The 26,203-nt window shown below is 62.8% G+C and carries 24 protein-coding genes and 1 pseudogene; 10 read left to right on the top strand and 15 right to left on the bottom strand.

From position 1 onward, the window contains the following. The first annotated feature begins 18 nt into the window (after positions 1–18). Positions 19–192, top strand: a complete 174-nt coding sequence (locus V6765_RS23075) for a DUF1328 domain-containing protein (RefSeq protein WP_200337643.1) — start codon at positions 19–21, stop codon at positions 190–192. Positions 193–201: 9 nt separating this feature from the next. On the opposite strand, the gene V6765_RS23070 is transcribed toward V6765_RS23075, so the two are convergent. Beyond that, a complete protein-coding gene (locus V6765_RS23070; RefSeq protein WP_448432967.1) occupies positions 202–1,233 on the bottom strand; it encodes a DNA topoisomerase IB in 1,032 nt (343 codons plus the stop codon). A 197-nt stretch (positions 1,234–1,430) separates the two neighbouring features. Here V6765_RS23070 and V6765_RS23065 point away from each other — a divergent pair, with 197 nt between their 5' ends. Continuing rightward, positions 1,431–1,604 (top strand): hypothetical protein, encoded by a 174-nt coding sequence (locus tag V6765_RS23065; RefSeq protein WP_200337644.1) that lies wholly within the window; start codon positions 1,431–1,433, stop codon positions 1,602–1,604. Positions 1,605–1,627: 23 nt separating this feature from the next. Here V6765_RS23065 and V6765_RS23060 read toward each other — a convergent pair whose 3' ends face one another. Beyond that, complete coding sequence (locus V6765_RS23060; RefSeq protein ID WP_448432951.1) at positions 1,628–2,554, bottom strand: NADP-dependent oxidoreductase; 927 nt, start codon at positions 2,552–2,554, stop codon at positions 1,628–1,630. 211 nt (positions 2,555–2,765) lie between these two features. On the opposite strand from V6765_RS23060, the gene V6765_RS23055 reads away from it, so the two are divergent. Next, complete coding sequence (locus V6765_RS23055) at positions 2,766–3,935, top strand: zinc-dependent alcohol dehydrogenase (protein ID WP_448432950.1); 1,170 nt, start codon at positions 2,766–2,768, stop codon at positions 3,933–3,935. Further along, positions 3,932–4,729 carry an SDR family NAD(P)-dependent oxidoreductase gene (locus V6765_RS23050; protein ID WP_448432949.1) on the top strand — a complete coding sequence of 266 codons (798 nt, stop codon included), beginning with the start codon at positions 3,932–3,934 and terminating at the stop codon, positions 4,727–4,729. The genes V6765_RS23055 and V6765_RS23050 overlap by 4 nt, the downstream gene beginning before the upstream one ends. Positions 4,730–4,815: 86 nt before the next feature. Here the strand turns inward: V6765_RS23050 and V6765_RS23045 are convergent, their stop codons facing one another. The 3 genes from V6765_RS23045 to V6765_RS23035 form a co-directional block, all read right to left on the bottom strand. Further along, positions 4,816–5,691, bottom strand: coding sequence for an SDR family NAD(P)-dependent oxidoreductase (locus V6765_RS23045; RefSeq protein ID WP_448432948.1), 876 nt, complete (start codon positions 5,689–5,691; stop codon positions 4,816–4,818). A gap of 250 nt (positions 5,692–5,941) precedes the next feature. Beyond that, positions 5,942–6,226 carry a cytochrome d ubiquinol oxidase subunit II gene (locus V6765_RS23040; protein ID WP_448432947.1) on the bottom strand — a complete coding sequence of 95 codons (285 nt, stop codon included), beginning with the start codon at positions 6,224–6,226 and terminating at the stop codon, positions 5,942–5,944. An 11-nt stretch (positions 6,227–6,237) separates the two neighbouring features. Continuing rightward, positions 6,238–6,939 (bottom strand): hypothetical protein, encoded by a 702-nt coding sequence (locus tag V6765_RS23035; protein ID WP_448432946.1) that lies wholly within the window; start codon positions 6,937–6,939, stop codon positions 6,238–6,240. A gap of 140 nt (positions 6,940–7,079) precedes the next feature. On the opposite strand from V6765_RS23035, the gene V6765_RS23030 reads away from it, so the two are divergent. Further along, positions 7,080–8,096: an MDR/zinc-dependent alcohol dehydrogenase-like family protein gene (locus tag V6765_RS23030; protein ID WP_448432945.1), complete on the top strand. Its 1,017-nt coding sequence runs from the start codon at positions 7,080–7,082 to the stop codon at positions 8,094–8,096. A gap of 9 nt (positions 8,097–8,105) precedes the next feature. Here V6765_RS23030 and V6765_RS23025 read toward each other — a convergent pair whose 3' ends face one another. From V6765_RS23025 to V6765_RS23015, 3 genes are all read right to left on the bottom strand, one after another. Then, positions 8,106–8,297, bottom strand: a complete 192-nt coding sequence (locus V6765_RS23025; protein WP_448432944.1) for a hypothetical protein — start codon at positions 8,295–8,297, stop codon at positions 8,106–8,108. Positions 8,298–8,446: 149 nt separating this feature from the next. Further along, entirely contained in the window at positions 8,447–8,887 is a 441-nt protein-coding gene (locus tag V6765_RS23020; RefSeq protein WP_448432943.1) for a DUF421 domain-containing protein, read from the bottom strand. A 7-nt stretch (positions 8,888–8,894) separates the two neighbouring features. Continuing rightward, on the bottom strand, positions 8,895–9,452 hold the full coding sequence (locus V6765_RS23015; protein WP_448432942.1) for a hypothetical protein: 558 nt from the start codon (positions 9,450–9,452) through the stop codon (positions 8,895–8,897). Positions 9,453–9,796: 344 nt separating this feature from the next. Between V6765_RS23015 and V6765_RS23010 the strand changes: the two genes are divergently transcribed. Next, positions 9,797–10,831: a UDP-glucuronic acid decarboxylase family protein gene (locus V6765_RS23010; RefSeq protein WP_448432941.1), complete on the top strand. Its 1,035-nt coding sequence runs from the start codon at positions 9,797–9,799 to the stop codon at positions 10,829–10,831. Between the two features lie 68 nt (positions 10,832–10,899). Here V6765_RS23010 and V6765_RS23005 read toward each other — a convergent pair whose 3' ends face one another. Then, positions 10,900–11,199 (bottom strand): hypothetical protein, encoded by a 300-nt coding sequence (locus V6765_RS23005; protein ID WP_448432940.1) that lies wholly within the window; start codon positions 11,197–11,199, stop codon positions 10,900–10,902. A 73-nt stretch (positions 11,200–11,272) separates the two neighbouring features. Continuing rightward, on the bottom strand, positions 11,273–11,800 hold the full coding sequence (locus tag V6765_RS23000; RefSeq protein WP_448432939.1) for a superoxide dismutase family protein: 528 nt from the start codon (positions 11,798–11,800) through the stop codon (positions 11,273–11,275). A gap of 155 nt (positions 11,801–11,955) precedes the next feature. Between V6765_RS23000 and V6765_RS22995 the strand changes: the two genes are divergently transcribed. The 3 genes from V6765_RS22995 to V6765_RS22985 all read left to right on the top strand — a co-directional run bounded on the left by V6765_RS22995 (position 11,956) and on the right by V6765_RS22985 (position 17,132). Continuing rightward, complete coding sequence (locus V6765_RS22995) at positions 11,956–12,390, top strand: CBS domain-containing protein (protein WP_448432938.1); 435 nt, start codon at positions 11,956–11,958, stop codon at positions 12,388–12,390. A gap of 267 nt (positions 12,391–12,657) precedes the next feature. Next, the gene (locus V6765_RS22990) at positions 12,658–14,001 is read left to right on the top strand and encodes an efflux RND transporter periplasmic adaptor subunit (protein WP_448432937.1); all 1,344 of its coding nucleotides are present in this window, start codon (positions 12,658–12,660) and stop codon (positions 13,999–14,001) included. Beyond that, positions 13,998–17,132, top strand: coding sequence for an efflux RND transporter permease subunit (locus V6765_RS22985; protein ID WP_448432936.1), 3,135 nt, complete (start codon positions 13,998–14,000; stop codon positions 17,130–17,132). The genes V6765_RS22990 and V6765_RS22985 overlap by 4 nt, the downstream gene beginning before the upstream one ends. A 175-nt stretch (positions 17,133–17,307) precedes the next feature. On the opposite strand, the gene V6765_RS22980 is transcribed toward V6765_RS22985, so the two are convergent. The 4 genes and pseudogenes from V6765_RS22980 to V6765_RS22965 all read right to left on the bottom strand — a co-directional run. Then, positions 17,308–19,854, bottom strand: coding sequence for a membrane-bound PQQ-dependent dehydrogenase, glucose/quinate/shikimate family (locus V6765_RS22980; RefSeq protein WP_448432935.1), 2,547 nt, complete (start codon positions 19,852–19,854; stop codon positions 17,308–17,310). Positions 19,855–20,176: 322 nt separating this feature from the next. After that, entirely contained in the window at positions 20,177–20,626 is a 450-nt protein-coding gene (locus tag V6765_RS22975; protein WP_448432934.1) for a DUF892 family protein, read from the bottom strand. Between the two features lie 109 nt (positions 20,627–20,735). Next, positions 20,736–21,323, bottom strand: a complete 588-nt coding sequence (locus V6765_RS22970) for a cysteine hydrolase family protein (protein WP_448432933.1) — start codon at positions 21,321–21,323, stop codon at positions 20,736–20,738. Between the two features lie 520 nt (positions 21,324–21,843). Continuing rightward, positions 21,844–22,057 (bottom strand): annotated as a pseudogene (locus V6765_RS22965) (site-specific integrase); the annotation flags it as partial. 372 nt (positions 22,058–22,429) lie between these two features. Between V6765_RS22965 and dusA the strand changes: the two are divergent. Next, entirely contained in the window at positions 22,430–23,440 is a 1,011-nt protein-coding gene (gene dusA, locus V6765_RS22960) for a tRNA dihydrouridine(20/20a) synthase DusA (protein ID WP_448432932.1), read from the top strand. 79 nt (positions 23,441–23,519) lie between these two features. Here dusA and alaS read toward each other — a convergent pair whose 3' ends face one another. After that, positions 23,520–26,174, bottom strand: coding sequence for an alanine--tRNA ligase (gene alaS, locus V6765_RS22955; protein ID WP_448432931.1), 2,655 nt, complete (start codon positions 26,172–26,174; stop codon positions 23,520–23,522). Positions 26,175–26,203: the final 29 nt, after the last annotated feature.

The raw sequence follows: 26,203 nt of genomic DNA, 5'->3' as shown, positions 1-26,203 counted from the left end.
CGATCAAGGGAGCATTAAATGCTGAAATGGGCACTGATTTTTCTGGTCATCTCATTGGTGGCCGGCTTTTTCGGCTTTACCGGCGTATCAGCCGCCGCCGCCAAAATCGCGAAAATCCTGTTCTTCATCGCGATCGCGATCTTCCTGATTCTGCTCGTGCTCGCGCTGCTGGGCATTGGCGCCGCTATCTAGCGCCGAGACCTACGAAAGCCGCCGCGCGCCTTTCAGAAAGGCGGTGAGGCGGCTTTCGGAAACGCGCAGACCGTTGATCGGCTTTGCCGGACGCGCCGCCTGGCGCATCAGCAGGCGGCGCTCCGCCGCGTCATTGGAAAGCGCCAGCACGGCGGGATGGATGTAGCTGTTGCGGCAAATGGTCGGCGTGTTGGAAAGTTCGCTCGCGGCAGCTTCCGACATGGTCTTGATGAGCGGCGTCTCGCCGTTGCGGATATCCCGTTGCGCCACGTCGAAGGCGGCGACGGTCCCGCCCCAGGTGCGGAAGGTCTTTGCCGAGAATGGTGCGCCGGCAATTTCGGCGAGATAGGCGTTCAGCTGTCCGGAACCGATGGACCGCGGCGTGCCGTCCTCCTCCCGCCAGCCGAAGAGCTGGCGGCCGGGCAGGTCCGCGATCCGCTCCAGGACACGCTGCAGGCGCGGCGCCTGCAGCCGGCGGCGCGCCCGCCGTCCGCCCTTTCCGGCAAATTCGAGCTCCAGGTGATCGCCGAAGCGCACATGCCGCTTGAGCAGAGTCGAGGCGCCGTAGGTGCCGTTTTCCTCGAGATAGGAACGGTTTCCTATTCTTAAGTGCGCGGCGTCGAGAAGCATTGTCATGGCGCCGAGAACGGCGCGCGGCAGATCATCGAACTGTTCGGCATCGCTACGGGCGCGTCGGCGGATCCGCGGCAGGGCCGCCGCGAAATCGACGAGCTGGTCATACTTCTTTTCCTCCCGAAGAGCCCGCCAGTCCGGATGATAGCGATATTGCTTGCGCCCGCGCGCATCGTAGCCTGTCGCCTGCAGGTGGCCATCAGGACGAATGCAGATCCAGACGCGCTCATGGGCGGGCGGGATCGCCAGTGCATCCAACCGCCGACGCATTGCCTTGTCGCGCACCAGAGCGCCGTCTGGCATCCTGTAGCTGAATCCGCGGCCGCGGCGTTCGCGCGAGATGCCGGGGTCCCGGTCGCTGACATAGACAAGGCCGGCCTGTTCCAGAATGTAGACCTCATCGTCCATTTCGTCTTTCACTGAAGATGTCCTCGCCCCAGTGAACATGGGAAGGATCCGGGCCTCGCCCCGCCATTGCCGCCTTCAGACGGTCGCGACGATTTATGCGCTTCGCGCTGAACCAGGAACATTCGCAGGTCCTTCAAGTTTGATGAGCAATGAAACGGCATCCAATGCCGAAACACGCGCTATGGATTGGATAAATCATGTTCAAGAACGGTCTCTCCCCGCTTACTCTGGCCCTCGTGGTGGCGGTTCTGATGCTGCTGGCGGTGGTCGGTGTCTATCGGTTCAACGCAGCGCCGGTTGAAGCGCCGACCCGGCATCCGCCCATCGAAGACGTGCCGCCGAGCGCCACGGGCGACGCCGACACCCCTTGAGCGGGCGTCGGCGTCGATATTTCTCAGGCCACGCTCAGTACCACCTTGCCCTGCGTATGCTGGTTTTCCAGAACCGCCTGGGCCTTCGCCGCTTCGGAAAGCTGAAAGGTGTCCTGAACGGAAATCCGCAGCTTGCGCCGCTCGACGAGTTCGGCGATCTCGGCGAGCTGGCCGCCGTTGGGCTTGGCCATGTAGCCGGCGGTGCGGACCTTGAATTTCGAGGCGGTTTCCCGGTCGGGCTCGCCAAGGGTGGAGACCATGATGCCGCCTTCCTTCAGCACCTCAAACGAACGCATGCGCGTTTCGCCGCCGATCAGGTCGAACACGAGATCGACCGGATCAAGGACGTCCTCGAAGATTTCCGATTTGTAGTCGATCACCTGATCGGCGCCGAGCTTGCGCGCGAATTCCATGTCTTCGGGCGAGACCGTCGTCGCCACCCAGGCGCCCTTCGCCTTTGCGATCTGAACGGCAAGATGGCCGACGCCACCGCCGCCGCCATGGACGAGGACGCGTTGGCCCTCCTGAAGCCCGCCGTGATCGATGAGACCCTGCCAAGCGGTGAGGCCTGCAAGCGGAACGGCCGCGGCTTCCTCGGCGCTCAGCGATTGCGGCACGGCGGCGAGATGCTCTGCTGGCACCGCCACATACTCGGCATAGCCGCCGCGGCCCATGTCGAGGAAGGCGAACACGCGGTCGCCGACCGCAATGTGCCCCACCCCTTCGCCAAGCGCCTCGACGTCTCCGCAGATATCGCGGCCAAGGATCATCGGCAGCCTGTCCTCGCCAACGGCGCCGTAATCGCCGGAACGGATCTTCCAGTCTACCGGATTGACGCTCGCGGCAAGCACCTTGATCAAAACCTCGCCAGCGGCCGGCTCCGGCCGCTCGACCTGCTCGAGCTTCAGAACCTCGGGCGTCCCGAAATCGTGGATGCGGATCGCTTTCATTTCTGCCGTCTCCTTTGTTGGTGCGGCGGTCACACCGCCGTCATTCTGTGCCCAAACGATTGAAACGGCGGATTGTTCGCACCGTCGTCCAAACGACAAGAAGATTCCGGAACCAAACGGGATGACTTCAGTTAGGCGCTCAACCAGGGATCGACCGGGAAGGCCGCGCGGCGAGCGCGCGGCAACCGGGGCCCCAACAGGAGGACGCCCAATGAAAGCTCTGCGTTGGCAAGGAAAACACGATATCCGCTGCGAAGCCGTGCCCGATCCCGAGATCGAGGATGGCCGCGATGCAATCATCAAGGTCACGGCCTGCGCCATCTGCGGCTCGGACCTCCATATCTACGAGGGCACGATCCCGGAAATGCACCATGGCGACGTCATCGGCCACGAGGCGATGGGCGAGGTCGTGGAAGTCGGCCGCGACAACAGTAACCTCAAGGTCGGCGACCGGGTTGTCGTGCCCTTCACGATCGCCTGCGGCGAATGCTTCTTCTGCAAGCGCGGATATTTCTCCGGCTGCGAACGCTCGAACCCCGACAGGGACAAGGTCAGCAAGCTCTGGGGCAATTCCCCCGGCGGCCTCTTCGGCTATTCGCACCTGCTCGGCGGCTATAGCGGCGGCCAGGCGGAATTTCTGCGGGTGCCCTTTGCCGATGTCGGCCCGGTGAAGGTGCCCGAGGGTCTGAATGATGAACAGGTCCTGTTTCTCTCCGACATTTTCCCGACGGGCTACATGGCGGCCGAAAATTGCGACATTCAACGCGGCGACACCATTGCGATCTGGGGCTGCGGGCCGGTCGGCCAGATGGCCATCCGCTCGGCTTTCCTTCTCGGCGCCGAACGCGTTATCGCCATCGACACCGTGCCCGAGCGACTGGAGCTCGCCCGAAAAGGCGGCGCGGAGACGATCGATTTCCGTGAGGACGACGTCTACGACCGTATCATGGAACTGACCCGCGGCCGCGGCGCCGACGCCTGTATCGACGCTGTCGGTACAGAGGCCGATGCCTCGGCTAGCTGGGACTCGCGCTGGGATCGGATCAAGGTCGCGACCTTCATGGGCACCGACCGTCCGCACGTCCTGCGGCAGGCGATCCATTGCTGCCGCAATTTCGGAACGGTCTCGATTGTCGGCGTCTATGGCGGCTTTCTGGACAAGGTGCCGATGGGCTCCGCCATCAATCGCGGCCTGACCTTCAAGATGGCGCAGACCCCGGTGCAGCGCTACCTGCCGAAGCTGATGGACCTCATCGAGCGCGGCGAAATCGATCCGTCCTTCGTCATCACCCATACGGCGTCGCTGGAGGACGGTCCCGAACTCTACAAGACGTTCCGCAACAAGGAGGATGGCTGCATCAAGGCCATCATGAAACCATGAGCAATGATCAGAAGAATGAGCTTGCCGTCATTACCGGCGCATCGTCGGGCATCGGTTTCGAGCTGGCGAAATGTGCGGCCGAAGACGGCTACGACCTTGCGATCGCGGCGAACGAGCCAGAGATCCAGGCCGCCGCCGACAAGCTGACGGCAATGGGCGTGAAGGTCTATGCCGCGGAGGTCGATCTGGCAACGCGGGAGGGTGTCGCCCGCTTCGCCCATGCGATCGAGCAGACCGGGAAGCCGGTCGGGTTGCTGATGGCAAACGCCGGACGCGGTCTCGGCCACGCCTTCCTCGATCAGGCGCTGGAGGACGCACAACAGGTCGTTGTCACCAATATCAGCGGCACGATCACGCTGGTGCATGAGCTCGGCCGGCAAATGCGCGAACGCGGTGAAGGCCGGATCCTGTTCACCGGCTCGATTGCCGGGCTGATGCCCGGCAGCTTCCAGGCGGTCTACAACGGCACCAAGGCCTTCGTGAATTCCTTCTCCTTCGCCCTGCGCGAGGAGCTGAAGGACACGGGCGTGACCGTCACCTGCCTGATGCCGGGCGCCACCGATACTGCGTTCTTCGAACGCGCCGGGCTTACCGATACTGCGATCGGGCAGGGCGACAAGGACGATCCGGAAAAGGTCGCCAGGGCCGGTTACGACGCGATGATGGCAGGGGAGGGCGATGTCGTTGCGGGCTGGAAAAACAAGGCCATGGCCGCCGCTTCCGGCATGGTATCGAGTGAAAGGCTGGCGGCCCAGCACCGCAAGATGGCCGAACCGGGCTCCGGCAAAAGCTGAGCGCAAGGGGTAGCGGCGCGGTGGCTCCTGGCTCCCCCTGAATGATGTAAGGAAACCTCCGGCCCGGGAGGCCGGAGGCGCCGACCTCAGATTTTGCTGACGGCGTCCTTGCCCTTCATGCCGTCGCGGCTGTGCCCGAGATCGAGGTCCGTCTCGGGCTCGGCTTTCAATTCGTCCGGAACCATCTGGCCGGGGCCGCCCTTGGCGATCGTCGTGCCGCCATCGACATACCATAGCGCGCCGGTAACGTTCGACGCCTCGTCCGAAGCGATGAAGGCGTAGACATTGGCAATTTCCTCCGGCGTGCCCCGGCGTCCGAGCACTGTCCCGGCGAGCGTCATCTTCTCCATCTGATCGTTCATCGGACCGGTATCGGTATGGGTCCAGGCCGTGTCCACCGGTCCCGGGCAGACGCAGTTCGCCCGCACGCCGTATTTGCCCTGCTCGAACGCGACGCCGCGCATGAAGGCGTGCACGAAACCCTTGGTCCCGCCGTAGGGCGTGTTGTTCGCTTCGCCGACCTCTCCGGCTTCCGAACCGGCGGATATCACGACGCCGTGGGTCTCCTGCAGATGCGGAAGCGCGTATTTGGTCATCAGGAATACCGAGCGGACGTTGTCGGTTATGGTGCGGTCGAAATTCTCGACGGAGTAGTCCTGGCACTCAGCGGCCTCGAGAAACACCCCCGCATTGTTGATCAGGATGTCGAGACGATCATACCGCTTGATGGCTTCCGCAACACAGGTTTCGGCAACGCCATGGTCGCCGAGATCGCCGGGGAAGGTTTCCGCCTCGCCGCCCTTGTCGCGGATTGCGGCGGCGACGTCATCGATCGGATCGCCGGGCAGGCCGGCAAGCAGCAGCCTCGCGCCCTCCCTGGCGAATTTGTGCGCGATGGCCTCGCCGATCCCTGTACCGGCTCCGGTGATGAGGGCGATCTTTCCGTCCAGTCGTCCAGCCATGATCTTGTCCTTTCCTGTCATGTGGTTCGCCCGCCCAACTGAATGGACTGGGCGATGTTCCGAGAAATGGTGAGACCACGATCAGGACAGGACCAGTCGGATGACGTATCCGAGGGCAAGCATCGCCGCCACGCCGATCAGCCAATAGCAGACGAACCAGCCCAGGCGCTTCAGCCACTTCTGTCGGGGCATCAGTGATAGCCCTCGGAGAGGTCGACCTTAAACGCAGGGAACTCTCCGGAGCGGCGGCCTACTCGATGGTGAGCGCGCCGGGCACCATATAGGGGTAGAAGGAAATGCCGAGGCCGGCATAACTCAGGACGAACATGCCCAGCGCCGCGAGAAACGGCTGGAGATGCTTTTCGCGTTCCAACCCGATCCAGAGCCAACAGGCGCAGGCAATCACGGCGAGCGGCACCAGCGCCGAGAAGAAGGCCTTCGGCCAGCCGAACCAGCGTTCGAAATAGACCCGGTTGATGAACGGGGTCCAGAGCGAGACGATGGCGATCGCGGCGATCATCGCATTGATGGGCAATCAGACGATGTTCAGCCGTCCGCCGCCGGCCCGCGCTGCGGAAGCGGCGGACAGTGGTCCTTGCCGCCCCTGATATTGCAGCGCGGCATATTGCCTGCCGTGTTGGCCACCATGAATTCCTCGATCCGCCGTCGCCTCCGGCCCGAACGGATCTGGGTCGCGGCATAGCGCCGCGGCCGAAGGATGGTCTCGTCTTCCACGAGGTCAAAGGTGCGCTCGGCGGCGATCAGGCTTTCGCGGGCGGTATAGGAGGCAACGGCGATCACCGTAAGCGACTGAATCGCTCCGAAATCCGCGTTGCCGATCTTCTGAAGTTCGCCTTTTCGGAACCGTTCGATGATCGAGCGGTAGGAGCCGATATCGCTGAGCTCTCCACTTGAAAGCGGTCCCTGATACCATTTCTGGGGGCTGCTTCCGTTTGGGCTGCCGGCTCCGACCTCGGAAAGCGCGAAGGTCTGGTCGCCCTTGTCGCCGACGACATGGAGCAAGACAGATTCCAGGTAGATCGGCTCGGCGCTCATATTGGTGATGATGCAATGCGTGTCGGGTGTGTCGCCGCCGGCCCGGTTGATGAGGATTTTAGGCCGCGAGCGATGCCGGTAGGTGGTGAGCAGAAGCTGAAAGTACAGAACCCACACGACCAGGGTTGCGCCGCCGAGCAGGCTGTCGATTGCCGCGCCATGTTGATCGAGCCATGTCCACATGGTCTTCACGCCCTTTGCTGATCCGGTTGATCGGAGCCTCAGAACCTCCCTCGCGGCGCATTGTTCCGACCTGGAGCATCGGGCGCGGCTTCTTCCGGAACCTTTGGCGTCTTTCCCAGTTCGAGGGCTCAACCAGGAAAGGAGTTGAGATGACGTTATTCCCGAACGATCAGAGCGACATCATGGAACGCATTTCGGCCCGCAGCACCATGCGGGCTGCCCTGGTGACCGGACCGGGGCGCGTGCATATCGAGGAGAGGCCGCTGCCGACGCCGCAGGCGGGCGAAGTCCGCATCCGGCTGCAGGGTTGCGGCGTCTGCGCTTCCAATCTGGTGCCATGGTCGGGTCCGGAGTGGATGGAGTTTCCGCTACCGCCGGGCGATCTCGGCCACGAAGGCTGGGGGCATGTTGACAGCATCGGCGCGAATGTCGATCCCGGCCTACTCGCCCAGCGCGTGGCCACACTTTCCCATGCGAGCTATGCCGAATACGACATTGCCCGAGTGGATGAAATCGTCCCCCTGCCGAAGGAACTGGATGGCCGTCCCGTGCCGGGCGAGCCGCTCGGCTGCGCCGTGAACATCTTTCATCGCAGCGGTATCCGGCCTGGCGATCGGGTGGCGATCATAGGTATCGGCTTCCTCGGAGCTTTGCTCACGCAGCTTGCGGCCAATGCCGGAGCGAAGGTGATTGCGATTTCCCGGCGGCAATCCTCGCTCGCGCTCGCCGAACAGTTCGGCGCGGCAACGACGATTGCGATGGACGACCACTGGCAGATCATAGAAACCGTCAGCCAACTGACCGAAGGCCGGTTCTGCGACGTGGTCATTGAAACCGCAGGAAAGCAGTGGCCGCTCGATCTTGCCGCAGAACTCTGCGCCGAGCGTGGTCGCCTGATTATCGCCGGCTACCACCAAGACGGTCCGAGGCAGATCAACATGCAGCTCTGGAACTGGCGCGGCCTCGACGTCATCAACGCCCATGAACGCGCGCCGGAAGCCTATCGCAAGGGCACGACGGAAGCGATCGAGGCCGTGGTCGCGGGACGGCTGAATCCCTGGCCGCTCCTGACCCACAGCTATCCGCTGGATCGTCTCGGCGAGGCTCTGGACGACGCGGAGGCCAGACCCGACGGTTTTGTCAAGGCTTTCGTTAGTTTCGACTGACGTGGCCGTCTACCGCTCATCCTTCTTCGGCTTTTCCGCCTTCTTCGGCGGTAGAGGGTGGACGGTAGCGTCCTCCGACCCGGTGATCACGGTCGGCTTGGCGCTGGCCACGCCATCGCTGTCACCGCCGGATTGCTTCTTTGCGAATTGCGGTTTGGCATCCTTTTCGATGCGCTTCTTGGACTTCGAATGATCGGACATGGTCACTCCTCGGTGGGTTTTTCTGGCTCTTCTGTCGATCCGCAGCCGACGGTCCCACCGTTTCCGCGCGGCGGGCTGTTCAGAACCGGTGAGCTGGAGAAAGGTTCCGGGATCGCCGTAAGCCGCGCCTTTTGCGAGGGACGAGCCGCCTATCGCGGAATGATGCTGACACCGCCGTCCGCTTCGAGAACCGCCGACTTGATCTGGTCGAGGCGTTCAAGCCCGTGAAGCTGTCGCGCTGTCGCCAGGACGTCCTCCAGGCTCACCCGGGACCGTTTCAACGCCCTCAGGTCGGGTCTGCCGTCGGATATCAGCACGGTCGGCGTGCCATCCAGGAACAATGCAAGCCTTGGCGTACACCGCTTGACGTAGGAAAGACCGATATCAATCGTGAACAGCACGATGATAAGAATGACCGCGTTGGTAATCGAAAAATCGTCCCCGAGAAGCGCCTGTTGGGTGGTTTCCGCGACGATCAACAGGAGGACAAAGTCGAAGGGCGTCATCTGGGCCACGGCGCGCCGGCCGGAGAAGCGCAGGATCGCTAGCAAGGCGATATAGATGGCGAAGCCGCGAATAACGGTTTCCATGGTGACCTCACGGTAGAACCAATGTTGAGAATTGAACGGGCGCTTCTTCGTCCACGGAGATGGCAAAACGCTTCCAGCCCGGCGACTGGGCGCGTAGATTGATGACGACAGAGCCCTGCTGATCGCCATTCGCGGCAAATAAAAGCCGATGACCGTCCTCTGCGAGCTCCGTTCGGGTCGGAGGCGGCTGGGTGCTCTCGATCTGAAAGGCGTCCTCGAAAGCGGCGCTGAGCAGGACAGTATGTCCAGCAAGGGCTTGCTCGAAGTCGATCTCCATCCTGTCGGAAGTCTGCCAGCGCGTCACAGCCGGGAGCTGAATGGTCGCCACGCCGCTGCCCTTCGTGGCGGCGGAGAACGGGCCGCCGGACCCGGTGAAGCCCAGCATCGCCAACAGCACAAGACCGATAAATCCGAGCCAGGCGCACCGTTGAGCAGACCAGAACCGCTCCTGGAAGGTCCGGTTCTCGTCAAGCTGCAGGCCATCGAGCCGGATCGGCGGCGTGCGGCGAGCGGTCGGCGAATGAGCGTCCGGGACGTCGGATATGCCAGTCTGTCGTTTTCCCATGCATTTTCTCTGAATGACCCAAAGACGGATAGAGCGTGTTCGGCCGATTGCGCCTGCGCTGCCAAGAAAACGATCGTATCGGTTCGAATGTTCCTCGCTCGCAGGCGATCATCCGTCCCGTCTGTGGCTCTTAAACGGACCGCCTTCATCAATGGGAACAAAAGCTTCAACGCCCGGTTAGGAGCATCTTCGCCGAGGACGACCAAGGCTGGACATCGACGGGCCCCCCGCATGATCCGCCTATCCGGTTGCTGTCGGACAAGCTTCTGCAATGACATGGCGGGCCACTGCCGTGGCGGTGCCTTGCCGCCGCGCGCGCAGCCCATAATTGAGGACTTCAAACGATGCCGAAAATGACAGAGCGACCAAAACACATCATTGTTGCCGGCGGCGCCGGTTTTCTTGGCTCGCATCTTTGCGAACGCCTTCTAGCGGAGGGACATTATGTCATCTGCGTTGACAGCTTTGTTTCGGGCGACAAGGCCAATCTGAAGCATTTGTCGCGCAAGATGCGGTTCCGCTCCATCGCCCACGACATCTGCTCGGATCTGGAAATCGACGGGCAGATCGACCAGATCTATAACCTCGCCTGCCAGGCCTCGCCGCCGCGCTACCAGCAGGATCCGACCCATACGTTGATGACGAGCGTGATCGGGACGGACAAGCTTCTGAAGCTCGCCAGCAAACATTCGGCGCGGTTCCTGCAGGCTTCGACCAGCGAAGTGTATGGCGACCCGCAGCAGCACCCGCAAAAGGAAGATTACTGGGGCAATGTCAACTGCACCGGTCCGCGCGCCTGTTATGATGAGGGAAAGCGCGCCGCGGAGACACTCTGCTTCGACCGGCTGCGTCGCGGCGAGGCGGATGCACGGATCGCCCGCATCTTCAATACCTATGGCCCGCGCATGCGGCCCGATGACGGGCGGATCGTTTCCAATTTCATCCTCCAGGCTCTCCGCGGCGAACCGCTGACGATCTATGGCGACGGCAGCCAGACCCGCTCCTTCTGCTTTGTCGACGATCTCGTCGATGGTCTCGTGCGGTTAATGAACCACCCCGAAAATCCCGGCCTTCCCGTGAATCTTGGCAATCCCGGCGAATATACGGTGCGGGAGGTCGCCGAGAAAGTGGCTGAGCTGACAGCCACGGAGCTTAACCTGGAAGACAGGCCGCTGCCGGTGGATGACCCGCAACGCCGCCGCCCGGATATCGGCCGCGCCTTGTCCCTGCTCGGCTGGAGACCCGTCACGGAGCTTTCGGACGGCCTGAAACAGACGATCGACTGGTTCCGTGGAGGCGCGCCCGTGCTCCCAATGCATGCAAGCGGTGCAGGCCGGTCTCCCGCGCCCGCCCTGTCGGCAAATGCCGAGCGGCGCTGACAACGCGAAAAGAGGCGGATCGTTCTGGAAAACGATCCGCCTCTCGGCTGAGTGACAGCACAATTCTGCTATTTCCGGTCCTTGACCCGATGAGGCTTTCCATCCCTGGCGGTTTGCGCACCCACCTTGTCCGCCTGCTTCTCGACGCCGTAGGGCGACGGGCTGACGGCGCCAAGGTCGGCGGAATCGCCAACGCGCTCTGAAAGCGGCTGGTCGGTATCGTCTGCGGTCGGCGTCGTTTCGCCCTCCTTCCAGACCTCTTTCGGTTTCTTCAGGTCGACGGCCTCGGCGGAGGCTTTCGGCCTTTCGTGCTGTGTCTGCGGCGCGGGAAGCGGTCCCCTCGCAGGGCTTGCTTTCGGATCTGCCATTTCTGTTCTCCTGTCAGTTTGCGTTCGCCGTGAGATAAGGCCGGACCAAACTGGTCCGGCCACAGGCTTCGTCTCATTCTGCCGGCTCGAGAACGGCGCAGGCGAGGCGGTCGCCCGCGTCGCCCGAGGGCTGCGTGCTGTAGTCGTCGGGACCTGCGTGAATGATCACGGCCGATCCATCCTCATCGAGGATGCGCTGATTGCCGGTCCGCCCGAGCGTGAAGCCGCGAACGAAAACATCGGCCTTGGCGATGCCGTCGGATCCCACATGCAGGTTCGGCATATCGCCGGGATGAGGTCCGTTTTGGCTCATGATGCCGTGATCGAGCCCGCGCGCAAGATGACCTCCAGCGCTCTTGAAACCGTTTTCGCCATCGCACTGGCCGACTTCATGCACGTGAAAGCCGTGCTCTCCTTCCGGCAGCCCTTCGGCATCGATCTCGACGAGCACGACGCCGGAAGCGGTCTCCAGCATGGTCACCGTTCCGCTGATGTTGTCTCCGGCAAGACTGCCCTGAACGCGGTCCCCATCCGCAGCCATTGCGAGGTTGGAAGCCAGCGCCGCCACTGCGACGGTCAGCGTAAAGTTCTTCGTTCTCATGAAACAATCTCCTCTTGTTGCGGGCCTTAGCCCGGTGCGTGCCTAACAGCGAGGGAGGGAAATTGTTCGCAGATCCGTCGCCGACATTCCGCTGGAACATTCCGCGCGGCCTGCAGTTGGGCGGGCTCCAAGGAGAAAACGCCAAGGAGAAAACGATGCGAATTTCAGAAATCATGACACGCGACGTCGCCCTTGCGAAACCCGACGACATCATTGTCGAAATCGCCAGGCGGATGACGAATGAAGATATCGGCTTCCTCCCGGTCGGAGAAAATGACCGGCTGGTCGGCATGGTGACGGACCGCGACATCGTCACGCGCGGCGTTGCCACCGGCCTCGACGGGCGCAGCAAGGTGAGCGAGGTGATGAGCACCGACGTCAAATATTGCCGCGACACGGACGAGGTGGATGACGTTCTCGCCAATATGGGCGATATCCAGGTGCGCCGCCTCGTCGTGCTGGACGACAACAAGCGCATGTGCGGTATCGTCTCGCTCGCGGATGCCGCCCGCAGCAGCCTCAGCCATACCGGGCGCAGCGTGAAGGGTGTCGTGCGCGACGGCGGCAGCCATAACCAATCCGCCGCCTGAAGGCGATTTCAGGCGCCATCGCCGAACAACCGGCGATCCGAACAATCAGCTCTGCCGCCCCACTCCCGCCGCCCATGTCTTCGTTCGCGATCAACACAGCGGCGCGTGCGAGCGGCAGACGCTGAGGGAATTGAGACCGGAGCACGGGCGGTGCTTTCAACCGCTCTTTGCAATCGGAACAATCTGCCGTCCCGCCGGTTCAACCTATGAACCCTGCCGCATCATCGCGGCGCACGCACAGGTTATCCTCCACGAGCGAGCGACATCATGCCCGAAGACGGCAAAGGCCGCGAAAACCGAACACAGCTTATTGGTTGGGCAATTGCCATTGCGGTTCTCTTGGCAGGCGGCGCTGTCGCCGCCTTCAGTTTTTTCTGGTCCTCGAATGAGACCCAGGCGGAAGCGCCGGCCGCGCCCTTGGTCAAGGTCGCCAGCGCCGTCGAACTGGACCAGCCTCTGACCATCTCGCAAACGGCGCTGGTCCGTTCGGGCGCCGAGGTGGTTCTGGCGCCCGAGGTTGGCGGACGCATAGAACGGATCGGCGAAAATTTCGCGGTTGGCAGCCGACTGGCCGAAGGCGATCTCGTCATCGAACTCGATGACGCCCGTTTCCGATCCGATCTGCAGGCTGCACAGGCCGCCGTTGAAGAGGCCGAGGCAAGCCTCGATGAAGCCCGCGCCGATCTCGATCGCCAGAACCAGCTTGCCGAGCGCGGCGCAACGCCGGAAGCTACGACCGAGGATGCCGCCGCACGGGTCAAACGCGCCCGCGCCAGCCTGTCTTCGGCGCGCGCGCAACGCCAAAGCGCGGAGATCGCGCTCGACGATACGCGCCTGGAAGCGCCGTTTCCCGCCGTCGTGCTGAGCGCCGATGCGGCGCGGGGCCAACTGGTCAGTGCCGGCACAAGCGTCGGCACGGCAGCGCTCGCGGGATATGCGGAGGCGGCTGTGGGGCTTTACGAGCGCGATTTCGCGCTTCTGGGCGGTGAGGCCACGCTTCTGGGCAAGCCCGTCGGCATCCGCCCCGTGCGGGCGGACGGCAAGGACCAAGCCGTCCGGATCGGCACGGTCACGGCCGTCATTCCGCGTATCGAGTCATCCGCCAGAACCACCGAGGTCATTGTCAGCATCGGCAATCCCTTCATCGCCGACGAAGGCGCGCCGGCGCTCAGGATCGGAGAGGTCGTTCGCGTCCATTTCGCCCTTCCTGATGAAGAGAGCCCTTTCGCAGCCCCGTCAGGTGTCGTGCAGGCCGGCCAGCAGGTGTGGGGCGTCGACAGCGACGACAGGCTGGTCCGGCTGGAGGCAGAAGTGCGCCGCCGAATCGAGGGCGCGGTCTTGCTAAGCGGCAATCTCGAAGGACGACGTTTGTTGCTGACGCCGGTCGACACGCCGGTCGATGGGCTGAAGGTCAGGGTTGATGGCGAGACGCCGGTCACTGTCGGCGATCTCTCCGACCCGGTCGCGGACCGGATCGCCACGGCCCCATCAGGTCTCGTCCATGTGCCGGATGACATTGCCTCCGGCTCGGCGTCCTCCGCCACAGGCGCAACCGCAACCGGCGGCAACAATGCCGCCGGCGCAGATACGGCAGGTGGCGCGGCGCAATGAACTGGCTGATCAGACGCGTTTTCGAGACGGGCGTTTTTGCAAATCTTCTTCTGGTCGGCCTGGTCGCGGCGGGGCTTCTGTCGCTCGCCACGCTGACGGTCAAGAACTTCCCAGACCTTTCGACCGGCACCATCAGCATCACCGTCACCTACCCGGGCGCAACGGCACAGGATGTCTCCGATTCCGTGGTCGAGCCGATCGAATCGGCCATCCGCAGCATCGAGGGCATCCGCAAGATCACCGCCACGGCGAGCGAAGGACAGGCAAGGGTGATCGCGGACCTGACGCGCGGGGCGGACCCCGAGACGGTGAAGGACGATATCCAGACCGAGGTCCGAAGTCTCACCTCGCTGCCTCAATCCGCCGAAGAACCGGTGATTGTCGAGGTCGAGCCGGAGGAACTCGCGATACAGTTCGCCCTTTCCGGCGATCTGCCCGCGGACACGCTGAAGGCCATCGCCGTTTCCGCGCGCGAGGACCTTCAGGCCATCGATGGCATATCGCAGGTGAGGATCAGCGGCGCGCCGGAGGATCGTATTTCGGTCGAGGTGCCGCAGGCGCAGCTTCTCGCCTATGGCACGACGCTCGGCGCGCTTGCCGAGCGCATCGGCAATGCGACCGCCGACTATTCCGCCGGAACGCTTGACGGGCCGGAGGACCGCGTTTCGGTGCGCACCGCCGGCGAACGCGATACTGGGGCGGCGATCGGGGATATCGTGATGTTTTCCTCGCCGGCTGGCGCGCAGGTGCGGCTTGAGGATTTCGCTGAAATTTCCGACGGGCTTGCCGAAGACCCCGTGCTGGCCGAGATCGACGGCAAGCCCGCCGTCTTCGTCAATGTTTTCCGCGCCGGAAGCGAACCGCTGCTCAACATCGTCAGCCTGACGCAGGACTATCTCGAAAACGAGCTCGAACCGCGGCTGCCGGAAACCGTGACGCTCACCGAGTGGCGCAATCAGGCGACGTCGCTTCAGGGCCGGATCGACCTCCTGGTCAAGAACGGCATCATCGGCGCGGCGCTGATCCTGGTCATCCTGACGCTGGCGCTCGATATCCGCATCGCGGCCTGGGTGTCGGTCGGCATCGCCGTGTCCTTCATTGGCACCTTCGCGCTGATGGCTTTGTTCGGCGTCAGCATCAGCCAGCTTTCGCTATTTGCCTTTATCCTCTCGCTCGGTATCGTGGTCGACGACGCCATTGTGGTCGGGGAAGCCATCTATACCGAGCGGCAATCGGGAAAAAGCGGGCCCGAGGCCGCGTTGGACGGAACGCTCAGGATGGCGCGGCCGGTTTTCTTTTCGGTAGCGACAACCGTTCTCGCCTTCGTGCCGCTGCTGTTCATTCCGGGCCTTTCCGGCTCCTTCCTCGCGCCGGTGGCCGCCGTGGTCATCATGGTTCTCGGTCTGTCGCTGGTCGAGAGCTTTTTCGTGCTTCCCACGCATCTCTCCCATCTGCGCTCCGGCGAGCCGCGCCGGTTTTCGCCAAGACGTCTTGCCGATCCGCTGCGCCGGCAGGTCGGCGGGCGGATCGACAGTTTTGCCGATACCCGGTTTCGCCGGGTCGCCGAAACGGTCGACCGTCATCCGGGCCCGACGCTGGTGCTCTGCCTCGGCCTGCTTCTCGCCTCGCTGGCGCCGCTGTCGTTCGGCTTCGTCCGTTTCGTGTTCTTTCCCGATATCGAAGGAAACTTCGTCTCCGCCGAACTGCAGATGAGCGATGGCTCATCCGTGGCGGCCACGCGCGCGGAAGCCAAAAAGCTGGCCGCAGCGATGGACCGGGCGGCCGGCCAACTGGCCGATCAGACCGGCAGCGATGCCGGCGATATCCGCCAGGCAAGCGCCATCCTGATCGGCGTTCCCGCCGTTTCCGGCGGTCCGCCGGGCGGGACGGAAAGTACAGCCGCCAGCACGGCGCGCATCGAGGTCAAGATCGCCGATGCCGAGAGCCGCGACTTTTCCGCCGGCGAGCTGGTCGAGCTCTGGCGCGCGGAGGCGGGCGAGATCGCCGGCGCGCGCTCGCTGAGCTTTTCCACCAGCGAGGTCGGCATCGGCGCGGATATCGTCCTCAATATTGCGGCCGGCACGCCGGAGGCGCGCGCAGCCGCGGTCGACCGGATCAGGAGCGCGCTCGTTGAAAAAGCCGGCGTCACCGCCGTCAGGGACAGCCGGGGCTTTTCCTCCGAAGAAGTCGTCGCCACGCCTTCCGATCAGGGGCGGGCGCTTGGCGTTGAACTGAGCTCTGTGGCGCGCGGGCTTCGCAATGCGCTGTTCGGCGCGGTGGCCACGGAGTTTCAGCGCAACCGCGAAGAGGTGGAGGTGCGCGTGCGCCTGCCGGCATCGGATCGCGATACAATTGCCGATCTTCAGAACCTGCGGCTGCCGGCGGAGGGCGGGCTGGTTCCGATCGGCACGGTGGCCAACCTCGCTTTCCAGCCGGCGCCATCGACGATCACAAGGATCGACGGCAGTCGCGTGACCACGGTCACCGCCGATGTTACGGGCGGCTCGACTACCGGCAGTGAAGTGACGGATCAATTGATGACGGAAGCCGTGCCGCAGCTGCGCCGGGATTATCCGGACCTCGAAATCACGCTGGGCGGCGAGCAGGAGGAGCAGAGCCGCTTCGCGCCGGCGCTGCTGCGCAATGCTGTCCTCGCGCTTTTAGGGATTTACGCCCTTCTGACGCTGGCTTTCGGTTCCTATACGCGCCCGCTGATCCTGCTGACGGTTCTGCCCTTCGGTCTCGTCGGCACCATACTCGGGCACTGGGCGCTGGGGCTCGAACTGACGCTCCTGTCCATGTTCGGCCTCATCGGACTGATGGGTATTCTGCTGAACAACGCCCTGCTGCTTGTGATCCGCACCTTCGAATGCGCCGAAAGCGGCAGTTCCAGGCCGGTGGTTGACGCCATGGTGGAGCGCCTGAGGCCGATCATCCTGACAACCGTGACGACCTTCCTCGGCGTCACGCCGCTCATTCTGGAAGCCAGCCTGCAGGCCCAGTTCCTGATCCCGACCGCGGTCGCACTCGGCTTCGGCATCCTTGTCGGCTCATTCTTCACCCTCGCCGTCGTCCCCGCCGTCAGCGTGCTCTATCTGAGGCTTTCCGGTCACAAAAAGACAACGGGTTGATTCTCGGTCGATGGCCGACGCGCCGAAAGTGTTGACCGTTTCAGTCAGAACAGCCGCCGTAATGGCGCTGCGATCAATAGAACTCGAAGCCGTACAAGCGAAGTCCGCCCCCCTTGGAAGAGAGGCGGACCTTTTGTCGGCCATTCAAGGCGCGTTTAATGCTCGAAAGCTTCCGTCAGCTTTCGGGCAGACCATAGGCGATGATCGTGTCGCTGATCGGCGTCTCCATGAAGTGATGGCCGCCGGGATAGATGATCACGAACTGCCTGCCCGCGACTTCGACCACGAGCGGATTGGCCTGGCCGCCGCCCGGCAGTCTGTCGCTCCAGAGCGTTTCGCCGGTTTCAGAGTCGATCGCGTGGATCAGATTATCCGTGGTCGCCGCGATGAAGATCAGCCCGCTTGCGGTGACAGCCGGACCGCCATTGTTGGGCGTGCCGATGGTGATTGGCAGCATGGAGTGGATGCCGAAAGGCCCGTTTCTGGCGGCCGAACCGAAGGGCCGGTCCCAGACCGTATCGCCGGTCGCCAAATCGATGGCGCGAATTCCGCCATAAGGCGGCTCCTTGCAGAGCAAACCGGTAAATTTGACGCGCCAGCCGGCATTGACGTCGATCGCATAGGGCGCGCCGATCTGCGGGCCCGCTTCGCCGAGCGGGGATTCTCCTTCCGTCGGCGGCTCGTAAATCGCCCGCAACCCGGCTTCGTCTGCCTCTTCGCGCGGCACCAGCCTGTTGTGGTTCGGCATGTTATTGTAATTGGCGATCAGTAGGCCGCGCTCTGGATCGACGGCGACCGAGCCCCAGTCGTTGCCGCCATTGTAACCCGGATATTGTATCCAGTATTGCTCCGTCGTGGGCGGGGTATAGATGCCGTCATAATGCGACCGCTTGAACTGGATCCGGCACCAGAGCTGGTCAATCGGCGACATGCCCCACATGTCTTTCTCTTCCAGCCGCGGAAAGGCCAGCGTGTGATAGGCGGAGAAAGGCTGCGTCGGCGAAATATAGTCAGGCTCAACGCCGCCGCCAGGGACCGGACGTTCCTCCACGGGAAACAGCGATTCCCCGGTTTCGCGGTTGAGGATGTAGATATCCCCTTGCTTGGAGGCGAGAACCAGTGCCGGGACGGAGCCCTCGTCGGTCGGAAAATCGACCAGTGTCGGCTGGCTGCCGAGGTCGTAGTCCCAGACGTCCCGATGGACGGTCTGGAAATGCCAGACTGGCTGGCCCGTCGTCACATCGATCGCGACTAGGGACGTCGAATATTCGTTCTCCTCTTCGCTGCGGTTGGAGCCGTAATAATCGACCGCGGAATTGCCGAGGGGGAGGTACACATAGCCGAGTTCCTCGTCGCCGGCGGCAATGGTCCACATATTGGGCGTGCCGCGCGTATAGACCTCGTCGGGTCCGGCCTGGCTTGTATCGCCCGGCCGGCCCATATCCCAGGCCCATTCGAATTCGCCGGTAACCGCATCGAAGCCCCGGATGACGCCGGACGGCGAATCCTCCGCATTGCCGTCCGTCACCTGGGCACCGACAACCACCACACCGCGCACGATGGTGGGCGGAGAGGACATCGCATACCACCCCGGCACGGTCTCGCCGAGGCCGCGTTCGAGATAGACCATGCCATTGTCGCCGAAGTCGTTGCAACGCTGGCCGGTTTCGGCATCGATGGCGATTAGGCGGGCATCGAGCGTTCCCCAGATGATGCGCGTCGCGCAAGGATCGTAGGGACCGGCGTCAGGCACTTCAAAATAGCTGACGCCGCGGCAGGTTGCGCCATATGGGATTGCATCTGCGGGCACGTCAGGATCGAATCGCCATTCCTCCTTGCCCGACTGCGCATCGATCGAGATGATATTGCCCATGGGGGTGCAGGTGAACAGCTTGTCGCCGATCTTCAGCGGCGTATTTTCCGGCGAGTATTTCCCCTTGGCTTCCGGTCCGGGAAGATCTCCGGTGTGGAATTCCCAGATGCGCTCCAGCTTGCCGACATTTTCGGGCGTGATCTGGGTGAGCGGCGAGTATTTGTCGCCACGGATGCTGCCGCCCCAGGCCGGCCAGTCTTCTCCCGCCTCGCGCATCGCCAGTGCCGGCCGGGTTTCGCCGACTTCCGCTGCGTCGGCGTCGCTCTGCGTCATCGATCGCTTGCCCGGCTCGTTCTCCGGCTCCAGCACAACGCCGCCACGCAAATCGGCAGGCGTTTCAGGCGCGGATTGCGTTTCTTCACTGGTGTCCGCCTGGGCGAAGGCGGGTGGCCCTGCGGACCATTGCGTGGTCAGCGCGCCGAGGCCGATTGCCGCAAGCGCCGCTGTCGCCGCTGTCGTGCTCCGGCCCCCTCTCCACAGCGCCCGATCGCGGCGGCGCAGCTCAGGCACCGCAAGCGCGACAAGCGCGAGGATAACGGTGGGCGCCACCAGACGCGGCACCAGAGGCCAGCCCTGCAGCCCCACTTCCCACAGGGCCCAGACAAGCGTGAAAATGTAGGTCGCGCCATAGACGAGCGCGCCAGAGATCTTGCCTTTTGTCATCAGTACGCCTGAAGCCACAAGGCCCAATCCGGCGATGAGATAGTACCAGGAGCCGCCAAGCGATATCAGCCAGACGCCGCCGGCGCCGATTACGGCGCCAAGCAGGACCAGCAGCGCTCCAAGCAGGATGGCATACCAGTGGGCTATGGGGTGGCGGGATTGTCGATGCTCTGTTTGATGTGACATGAACCTGTCCCTTCAGATTTTCGCTATGGGTGCTGCGGTTTTCGGACGCCGTCGAATGCCAAGGCAGAAAAGTCGGGGCGCCAACAGGTTTCCGACGCCCGCCTTGAGCGGGACGTCCGTTGTTTGGTCCGATGCCTTGCCGATCGGCCGAAGCCGGGTTCGCAGTTTCTCGCGTGATGCAGCAGCGCGTTCCGCTCGGGTATAAGTCCGTGCCGATAACGAAAAACCGGAGACCGGCACCTCTGCGCCGGCTCCGGCTTTCGCCAGCGTCAACTACTGCGTCGCCGACTGCTGCTCTTCATTCCGGGCGGCGACCGAAAGATCATATTGATTCGGCGGTAGTCTCCATCCACTCCCGATGACGCAACTCGTCTTGATGCGCCTTCGTAAAGAATGCCTTCGATTGCGGGATCGCATCGTCATGCCGCGAGGCGCGCTCGTAAGCTGTGACGGTGTCGTCCTCGTTTGTCTTCATCGCCTTTATGATCGCGGAATCGCCCATCAGGTCCGCGAGGGCGATCTTGCCCGTGGTCAACATCTCCTTCATGTCGCCTTCGCTCGGCGCTTCAATGCCGAGTTCGCGCGCCATTTCGTTCAGGACCTCGACGTGTTGGAGATGATCCTCTCTGAATTCGGCGATCTTGGCGCTGAGCGACTTGTCATTCAGCCGCTCAATGCAGGAATCGTATGCAGCGATGGCATCGTGTTCGAGAGACAACAAATCCTCGACGAGTTTCTCGATGCCTCCTTCGTTGCCGACCATGGTGACCATGAGCTTCTCTCCTTTGCCGTTATGGGGACCCTACAACAACAGTGGAGATGAAATGTTCCGCCCGGATGTTGGAAAGCTCAACAACCGATTTTCCCACGCTTCGCCTGTCTCACGGGGACACGGCCGATAAAAATTGCTCGGTCTTTACCAACTCCAGCTGGGCTGAGAAGCGCTCGCCCAGCAGGTTAATTACGGCGTCGTGGGTTTCGTCGGCACCACTACAGACGGCATCGCTCAACACGATCACGTGAAACCCGAGATCGATGGCACCAAGCACGGTCGCGAGCACACAGACATCTGTTTCGCCACCGGTGACAACGACGGAGTCCACGCCCTCCTGTTGCAGGCGGGAATAAAGCCTGCCATCGACCCAAGGAGAATAGGTCATCTTGTCGAAGATGCGAGCGGGCGGAACAAGTGCGTGCAGAACGGGCATCAGCTCGACCATTTCTTGCGGCAGATGCTCGCCAGCCATCATCCACCATTTCTGGTAATAGACCTTCCAGCCCCCTGTTAAATCTTCCTTACGCTGCGGAGGAATGAAGCGCGTGAAAATTGTCCGGTCGACGTGATTTGCGGACACTTCAAGGAGCTGGGGCAGCACCTTTGCCATCCAGGGTAAATGCCACGGCGTGTCTTCAGCGAACATGCGTTGGGCATCGACACAAATATGCCGCCAGTTTGCGATTTCTCTCATAACCTCGTCCTCCAAACTCTGGCCAAAACTGAAACGCCATGGTCAACCGGGAGCCTTTTGTTTCAACTCCGTCAGCACACGTGCGTTCCCGTCAGAAAGCGCTCGTCAGATGCGCAGCGATTGGGTTGTTTATCTGCGCGACCATCCGGCGCCGGTGGAGCCGGCCGATCTCAGCGCCCATTGCTGTAGCGCCTACGCCGACGCGTATGGCAGGCTGTCGCCCTGATCATTCGAGCACGATGGCCGCGCGGTGACGGTTAAGTCGGGTCGGGGACTGGTGTTCATCGATATTGGCGACAATCATGTAATGCTGCCAGTGGAAGACGCGAGGTGCGTCGCCTTTGAAGATAAAAGCTATCTGAAGATGCGCGTCGACGTGGAAATCGCCACGCCCGATGATGCTGTTACGACGCTTCAGGCTGACCAGGCCGATATCGTGCTGGCTTTAAACATGAAGCCCCAGCGCGATATACATGTCCTCTGGACCGACGACCTGCCGCTCCACTGCATCGCCGCGCCCCGCCGCGCCGTCATGGCGCAAATCGTGGAAATGCAGGTCTTCAATTCCAAGCAGCTTGCAAGCTTGCGTGAAGTTCGCTGTGATTGCATCCGGGGAGTAGGGGAATATCTCCGATTTACGCTTGGGCATGCTGTCGGTGATACGGATAGCTTCGTCGGGGTAGGTCGACCCATGTATCATTGCCGAGCTTCTCACCCGGGGGCTTCATGTGCCTTCGTGCGTCCGATTTCTTTGAGGCTTCTTCAATATAGCGCTCGATGCTTCGGACAGTGGTGGATTTCGCGTGTTTACTCCTCCAGTGCGCCAAGCCTGAGCAGTTCTTTCGCGCTCTTCTTTCCAAGGAGTTGCGGCAGGGCGTTTGGCAAAAGTCTTGGTCTCATGATAGGACGTTCGCTCTCGCATCACTCGCATGCGCGCACGGCAGCTGCTGCTGCCAGCTTTGCGTTTGCGTGTCCTGATCGAGCCCCTGGTGATCTCCTGATTTGGTACTCGATGTCTATTTGGCACTTTGTACCCAGGCCAGTGTTGAGATAGACGCCTTTGGCACCGAATGAGCGGCAAAGAGGCAGATAAAGAGTTCCTATAAGTGGCTGAAAAAACTAAAAAACGAAAGTTTCCAGCGGCTTCCCGCTTTGCCGTTGCACCCATGATCGATTGGACGGATCGGCATTGTCGGTTTTTTCATCGGCAGGTGATGATGCGCGGGCAGGTGTATACGGAGATGATCGTGGCCGATGCTGTGCTGCGTGGCGATCGCGAGAGGCTGCTGGGCTTTTCGCCGGTGGAGCATCCCGTGGTGCTGCAGCTTGGCGGGTCCGATCCGGTGAAGCTTGCGGAGGCGGCGGCGATCGGCAGCGATTTCGGGTATGACGAGATCAATCTCAATGTCGGTTGCCCGTCGGACCGCGTTCAGTCCGGCACGTTCGGTGCCTGCCTGATGAAGACGCCCGAGGTCGTGGAACGGGCGGTTTCGGCGATGAAGGCGGCTGTTTCGGTTCCCGTCACGGTCAAATGCCGGATCGGCGTGGATGATCAGGATCCCGAGACGGTGCTTCCGGATTTCGTCGACCGGATGGCGGGCGCCGGGGCCGATGCTCTATGGATTCACGCCCGCAAGGCATGGCTGAAGGGGCTGAGCCCCAAGGAAAATCGCTCGGTTCCGCCGCTCGACTACCCGCTCGTCTACGCCATGAAGGCGCGGCATCCCGATTTCTTCATCGGTATCAATGGCGGCATCCTGACCATGGATGCGGCCGAGGACCATCTCGAAAAAGTCGATGGCGTGATGATGGGGCGGGCGGCCTACCAGACGCCTGCAATTCTGGCTAACGTCGATCATCGACTGTTCGGCGAGCCGCGCCGGGCGCTGAACCGGGAAGCGCTGCGCGACGCTATGATGGCCTATGCGGACCGTGAACTGGCAGCGGGCACCCGGCTATCCCAGATCACGCGCCATATGGTTGGCCTCATGAACGGCTATGCCGGCGCGCGCCGCTATCGCCAGATTCTCTCGACCGAGGCGACCAAGCCTGGCGCCGGGCCGGAGGTCATCGCGCGGGCTTTCGCAGCAGTCGCGCTGGATGAAAAAGCGGCCTGAGCCGGCCGCTTGATCCAGACGCGAAGCAGGAGCGTCACAAACAAGACCCCCGCAAGGTTCAAGTGGACCGTTGCCGGCCTCAGCCGGCAAGCGCTGCCCGCACGGCATCGATCGCGGCATCGGCATTCGCGCCATCGGGGCCGCCGGCCTGGGCCATGTCCGGACGTCCGCCGCCGCCCTTGCCGCCGACTGCGGCAGAGGCCGCGCGCACCAGATCGACCGCGGAGAACCTCTGCGTCAGGTCTTCCGTCAGCGACACGACGACGCTTGCCTTGCCGTCTTCCGCCACGGCGATGAAGGCGACGGCGGTATGATCGCGGTTGGTCTTGGCGGTGTCGGCCATGCCCTTCAGGTCTTTCGCCGCCACGCCTTGCAGCACCTTGGCCACCAGATTGATGTCGCCGATCTTCTCGGCTTCATCGGCCGATCCCGAGCCGCCGAGGGCAAGCTGCTTGCGCGCTTCGGTCAGTTCGCGTTCCAGCCGCCGGCGTTCATCGAGCAGCGCCTCGACGCGAGTGCCGACGTCGTCAGGCTGTACCTTGAGGCTCGCGGCCAGCGCCTTCAGCTTTTCGTCCTGGTCGGTGAGATAGCGGCGCGCATCGATGCCGGTGAGCGCCTCGATGCGCCGCACGCCGGCGCCGACCGCGCTCTCGCCGACGATGCGGATCAGGCCGATATCGCCGGTGGCGCGCACATGAGTGCCGCCGCACAGTTCCAACGAATAGGTCTTGCCGGCCTTTTCACCCGACGTCGCGGTACCCATCGACACGACGCGCACCTCTTCGCCGTATTTCTCGCCGAACAGCGCCATGGCGCCTTCCGCGATCGCGTCGTCGACGCTCATCAGCCGGGTTGCGACCGGGGCGTTCTGAAGCACGATCTCGTTGGCCATGTTTTCGACGTCGGTCAATTCCGCCGCGCTCAGGGGCTTGGGGTGCGAAATATCGAAGCGCAGCCGCTCGGGCGCCACCAGCGAACCCTTCTGGGCGACGTGGTTGCCGAGCCGCTCGCGCAACGCCTCATGGATGAGGTGGGTGGCCGAATGGTTGGCGCGCAGCCGCGACCGGCGCGCATGATCGACTTCCAGCGAAACCGGTTCGCCGCGGGTGATTTCGCCCTTTTCGACGGTGGCGTAATGCACGAACAGGCCGCGGCCCTTTTTCTGCGTGTCGGTCACGCGCAGAACGGCCTTATCGGACCGGATCGTGCCGGTATCGCCCATCTGGCCGCCGGACTCGCCATAAAACGGCGTCTGGTTGACGACGACGGCGACGGCATCGCCCTCCCGTGCGGCTTCCACCGAAGCGCCATCCTTGACGAGCGCCAGGGTAATGCCCTCGGCCTTTTCGGTATCGTAGCCGAGAAACTCGGTTGCCTCATGCTTCTCGCCGAGCTCGAACCAGATCGTCTCGGTCGCCTTGTCGCCGGAGCCCTGCCAGTGGGCACGCGCTTCGGCGCGCTGGCGGTGCATGGCGTCCTGAAAGCCGGTGAGGTCGACATGGATGCCGCGGGCGCGCAGTGCATCCTGGGTCAGATCGAGCGGGAAGCCGTAGGTGTCGTAGAGCTTGAAGGCGGTCTCGCCGTCCAGGCTGTCGCCCTTCTTCAGGTTGCTGCTCGCCTCGTCGAGAAGCGTCAGGCCGCGGTCTAGGGTCTTGCGGAAGCGGGATTCCTCAAGCTTCAGCGTCTCGGAAATAAGCGCTTCTGCGCGATGCAATTCGGGATAGGCGCGGCCCATTTCGCCGACCAGCACCGGAAGCAGCTTGTAGAGCACCGGCTCGCGCGCGCCGAGCAGCTCGGCATGGCGCATGGCGCGGCGCATGATCCGGCGCAGGACATAGCCGCGGCCTTCATTCGACGGCAGAACGCCATCGGCGATCAGGAAGGCGGAGGAGCGCAGGTGATCGGCAATCACGCGGTGGCTGGCGCGATGCTCGCCCTCGGCCTTCACGCCGGTGAGATCCACCGATGCTGCGATCAGGTTGCGGAACAGGTCGATGTCGTAATTGTCGTGCTTGCCCTGCAGCACGGCCGCGACCCGCTCCAGGCCCATGCCGGTATCGATCGAGGGGCGCGGCAGGTTCTCGCGGCGATCGGCGGAAATCTGCTCATATTGCATGAACACCAGGTTCCAGATCTCGATGAACCGGTCGCCATCCTCTTCCGGCGAACCGGGCGGGCCGCCCCAGATATGATCGCCATGATCGTAGAAGATTTCGGAGCAGGGGCCGCAGGGGCCGGTATCGCCCATCGACCAGAAATTGTCCGAGGTCGCGATCCGGATGATGCGTTCGTCGGGCAGGCCGGCGATCTTCTTCCAGAGGTTAAAGGCCTCGTCGTCCTCGTGGTAGACGGTGACCAGCAGCTTGTCCTTCGGAAGCGCGAATTCCTTGGTGATCAGGTTCCAGGCAAGCGAGATCGCCCGCTCCTTGAAGTAATCGCCGAAGGAGAAATTGCCCATCATCTCGAAGAAGGTATGGTGGCGCGCGGTATAGCCGACATTGTCGAGGTCGTTGTGCTTGCCGCCTGCGCGAACGCATTTCTGCGCGGTGGTCGCGGTCGAGTAGGGCCGCGATTCAAGCCCGGTAAAGACGTTCTTGAACGGCACCATACCGGCATTGGTGAACATCAGAGTCGGGTCGTTATGCGGCACCAGCGGACTGGACGCGACAACTTCATGTCCATTCTGCTTGAAGTAGTCGAGAAAGGTCGACCGGATTTCATTCACGCCATTCATGCTGCGCACGTCCCTTTGAATTCTGGTGT

The organism is Martelella sp. FOR1707 (genome assembly GCF_053484265.1).
This window is presented reverse-complemented; position numbering and strand designations above follow the sequence as displayed.

Bases quoted from the DNA above. Each gene is read 5' to 3' on its own strand.
- V6765_RS23075 (WP_200337643.1), top strand. From the start codon at position 19: ATGCTGAAATGGGCACTGATTTTTCTGGTCATCTCATTGGTGGCCGGC.
- V6765_RS23070 (WP_448432967.1), bottom strand. From the start codon at position 1,233: ATGGACGATGAGGTCTACATTCTGGAACAGGCCGGCCTTGTCTATGTC.
- V6765_RS23065 (WP_200337644.1), top strand. From the start codon at position 1,431: ATGTTCAAGAACGGTCTCTCCCCGCTTACTCTGGCCCTCGTGGTGGCG.
- V6765_RS23060 (WP_448432951.1), bottom strand. From the start codon at position 2,554: ATGAAAGCGATCCGCATCCACGATTTCGGGACGCCCGAGGTTCTGAAG.
- V6765_RS23055 (WP_448432950.1), top strand. From the start codon at position 2,766: ATGAAAGCTCTGCGTTGGCAAGGAAAACACGATATCCGCTGCGAAGCC.
- V6765_RS23050 (WP_448432949.1), top strand. From the start codon at position 3,932: ATGAGCAATGATCAGAAGAATGAGCTTGCCGTCATTACCGGCGCATCG.
- V6765_RS23045 (WP_448432948.1), bottom strand. From the start codon at position 5,691: ATGGCTGGACGACTGGACGGAAAGATCGCCCTCATCACCGGAGCCGGT.
- V6765_RS23030 (WP_448432945.1), top strand. From the start codon at position 7,080: ATGACGTTATTCCCGAACGATCAGAGCGACATCATGGAACGCATTTCG.
- V6765_RS23025 (WP_448432944.1), bottom strand. From the start codon at position 8,297: ATGTCCGATCATTCGAAGTCCAAGAAGCGCATCGAAAAGGATGCCAAA.
- V6765_RS23020 (WP_448432943.1), bottom strand. From the start codon at position 8,887: ATGGAAACCGTTATTCGCGGCTTCGCCATCTATATCGCCTTGCTAGCG.
- V6765_RS23015 (WP_448432942.1), bottom strand. From the start codon at position 9,452: ATGGGAAAACGACAGACTGGCATATCCGACGTCCCGGACGCTCATTCG.
- V6765_RS23010 (WP_448432941.1), top strand. From the start codon at position 9,797: ATGCCGAAAATGACAGAGCGACCAAAACACATCATTGTTGCCGGCGGC.
- V6765_RS23005 (WP_448432940.1), bottom strand. From the start codon at position 11,199: ATGGCAGATCCGAAAGCAAGCCCTGCGAGGGGACCGCTTCCCGCGCCG.
- V6765_RS23000 (WP_448432939.1), bottom strand. From the start codon at position 11,800: ATGAGAACGAAGAACTTTACGCTGACCGTCGCAGTGGCGGCGCTGGCT.
- V6765_RS22995 (WP_448432938.1), top strand. From the start codon at position 11,956: ATGCGAATTTCAGAAATCATGACACGCGACGTCGCCCTTGCGAAACCC.
- V6765_RS22990 (WP_448432937.1), top strand. From the start codon at position 12,658: ATGCCCGAAGACGGCAAAGGCCGCGAAAACCGAACACAGCTTATTGGT.
- V6765_RS22985 (WP_448432936.1), top strand. From the start codon at position 13,998: ATGAACTGGCTGATCAGACGCGTTTTCGAGACGGGCGTTTTTGCAAAT.
- V6765_RS22980 (WP_448432935.1), bottom strand. From the start codon at position 19,854: ATGTCACATCAAACAGAGCATCGACAATCCCGCCACCCCATAGCCCAC.
- V6765_RS22975 (WP_448432934.1), bottom strand. From the start codon at position 20,626: ATGGTCACCATGGTCGGCAACGAAGGAGGCATCGAGAAACTCGTCGAG.
- V6765_RS22970 (WP_448432933.1), bottom strand. From the start codon at position 21,323: ATGAGAGAAATCGCAAACTGGCGGCATATTTGTGTCGATGCCCAACGC.
- alaS (WP_448432931.1), bottom strand. From the start codon at position 26,174: ATGAATGGCGTGAATGAAATCCGGTCGACCTTTCTCGACTACTTCAAG.